General features: G+C 54.7%; 4 protein-coding genes. 1 reads left to right on the top strand and 3 read right to left on the bottom strand.

The window, feature by feature from the left end; all coding sequences use genetic code 11:
- The coding region (locus tag GXX82_16845) for a DUF433 domain-containing protein (GenBank protein NLT24713.1) at positions 1-103 on the bottom strand (103 nt) is incomplete at its 3' end.
- A gap of 174 nt (positions 104-277) precedes the next feature.
- Positions 278-490, bottom strand: a complete 213-nt coding sequence (locus GXX82_16840; GenBank protein ID NLT24712.1) for a DUF433 domain-containing protein — start codon at positions 488-490, stop codon at positions 278-280.
- A gap of 227 nt (positions 491-717) precedes the next feature.
- Between GXX82_16840 and GXX82_16835 the strand changes: the two genes are divergently transcribed.
- A complete protein-coding gene (locus GXX82_16835) occupies positions 718-1959 on the top strand; it encodes a hypothetical protein (protein ID NLT24711.1) in 1242 nt (413 codons plus the stop codon).
- Between the two features lie 112 nt (positions 1960-2071).
- Here GXX82_16835 and GXX82_16830 read toward each other — a convergent pair.
- The coding region (locus GXX82_16830) for a metallophosphoesterase (GenBank protein ID NLT24710.1) at positions 2072-2594 on the bottom strand (523 nt) is incomplete at its 5' end.

The raw sequence follows: 2594 nt of genomic DNA, 5'->3' as shown, positions 1-2594 counted from the left end.
CGAGGATGTTTCCTGCTGGAACACGAGTCCCCTCGATTACGGGCAGTCCCCCGAGGATTTCCGGGTCGGATACTATGCGCGACCTTGTTTCGGCAAGGGTCATTGGAACACCTCCCATCTGTCTATAATGTATCACACGCTGATATATGGCAATGTTTTCAAAATTCCTACGACGGCGAAACAACATCCCTGCTTGCTTCACCGCACTTTCCGCAAGGTTTTGCCAGCGCAGTGGATATGGGTGGGACACCATTGATGTGCGATGAAAATGCGATTTTCAAAGAGGCCGGCCCGCTTTGTCCCATTCGACGGCAACTTCGATGCCATCGAGAGGCAGCGAGGGGTAATGCCGGAAGATCTCAAATCTGGTCGTCCCGGCCTTCACCTCGGCAAGTATATGCCCGGCGGGGACACTGGTCCCTTCAAACACTGGAGTCCCCCCGAGAATCCTTGGGTTGCATACAATCTTTGTCTTTTTCTGGGTGGCCATGGCGCGCCTCCGTAACGATTGGCTGTTTGCCTAATATATCACATTGTCACGATATACTAGGCAAACATGATTGTTACATCGAGGGGCAGGGCGAGTCCGACCGACACGCTATAGAGACAAGAAAGGGAACATGGTATCCATTCTCTCGTTCGAGACTGTAAAGACCCGCGCAGCATGCTTTGTGTAAGCCATTCCTTTTACAGAAATTAAGGTAGATGGTATCCTTAATGATCATGCATGCTATGCTTGACGACGGCAGGGAGCATCTCCTTGACAGGGAGCGCACCGGACTCCGTGAGCAACTTGATCTTTTCAAACAGGACAAGGACAAGCCTGAGGGTGACCACCACCTGATGACCGCGGCAGAGACGATCCGCCGCATCTATTACGACATGGAGGGTATCCTCAGGGACCTCGATGATGCATTTGGCCAGCAGCGAGTTCTGGGGCGGATATCGACGATATACATGGATGCGCTCCGGGATTATTGCCTCACCCCGGCACGCACGTGGGAGACAGAGCGTGACAGGATCATCGGATTCTCATCGCTTGCCCTGCGGCTGCCCGATCGGCTCAGGAGAGACGTGGACCGGCTCGTGAAGAGAACGGACATGAGGGCCCCGGAGCTTCGCAGGGGCGCTAATGAGACAATCCATGACAGGATTGTCCCCATCAAAGCCGTGCTTGAGAGGTTACGGGCAGAGAACAGAGTCCTGGTCGCCGTTCTCTATGGTCCATACTCGGAGGGAGTGCCGCGTGGCCGGCCCAGCATCGATATCGGCATCTGCATGAACGCAGACGATGAGGCGGAGCGGATGCGCATTGTCGGCAGCATACGTGCGGCCGTGAAGGACGACACGCATGTTTCGATCCTCCATCTCAACGACAGGGACGAGTCGCCCTTTGTGGTTCAGGAGGCTCTTGCGGGGATCCACCTAGTGGAGCCTGATATGGACGCGCTCTATGACACATACGGATGGGCGTCAGACGAGGCGGAGTCGATGCGTTTCGACAAAGAGGGGGACGAGAGAATGAAGGAAGCACAGGACATGATGGAGCTCATGAGGAGGAAGCTACGGTCATATCGTGTCAACTACACCGCAGGGAATTTCCCCGAGTGCGTGTCTTTACTCTTTTTTGTATTGGAGGCCCTCTGCAGGTATGTCCTTGCCGACAAAGGCTATCGCGCGTACTCGCACCGCGAGGTGCGGGAGTTGATGGCGAGGCATTTCATCACCACCGGCGAGGTGGACAGGATCGTATACGACCATCTCTTTGAGCTCTATCATCGGCGGCGGGACGCGGATTTCAGTGCGGCGACCTTCGGCAAGAACGAGGTGGATCAGTACGGGCAGAGAGTGCGTGACAGCGTTGAGCTCTTGAGAGATCATGTTGACGAGGCGGACAGGGAGGAACTGCTGTCGTTGCTGGCTGTCTCTGACGGTCCCGGATTACTGAAAAATAGGTGAAGCGTCAACTGAAGCGACTACTGAAGTGCGTTTTCAGATAAAGTAATAATATTAGTTATGTCCAAGACACTTTGTACGCGAGAAATTTTCTGTTTTCAGAGCTAGTATGGAGTCATAACAGCTTCAGCCTGAACCCGGGAATATCAATCATCACTGCCTGGAGAATCGCCTCTGTCTGCCCAGGATTAACACAGAGAGTGTCTCCGATCCTGTCCAAGATCTTTCCGGAGGCCTTGGGTGATTCATGGATGTGTCCGGACAGGACAAGCGGAGGTTGACGCTGTTCAATGAAGCGGCGTACCGCCATGCTTCCGATGTGCTGTCCGTTGTAGAGCACGTCCAAGGTCGTGTTCCAGGGCGGGTCGTGGAGCACGTAAAGAGTCCTCTTCGGGTCTGACATCCGGGCGAGTTGCTCGAGGTCCTCCTCCATCGTGGGATGAGAACTGAACCACTCCTGCTCATCAATGTCGATGAGTCCGTCCAGTCTGCTGACGACTGGTTTGTAAGGACCGGGTTGGAGGATCTTCTGCCGGTCATCGTACCGTTCCCAATCCTTGCACGAAAACGGGGTGGGACGGACGCAGCTGTAGCCGGCGATATTGAGGTCCTCTGTGAGGCGATGCGTCCGCATGTGG

It is taken from the genome of Syntrophorhabdus sp. (genome assembly GCA_012719415.1).
GTDB lineage: Bacteria > Desulfobacterota > Syntrophorhabdia > Syntrophorhabdales > Syntrophorhabdaceae > Delta-02.
Note: the sequence above shows the minus strand (reverse complement) of the source record. Positions and strands in the feature narration are given on the sequence as shown.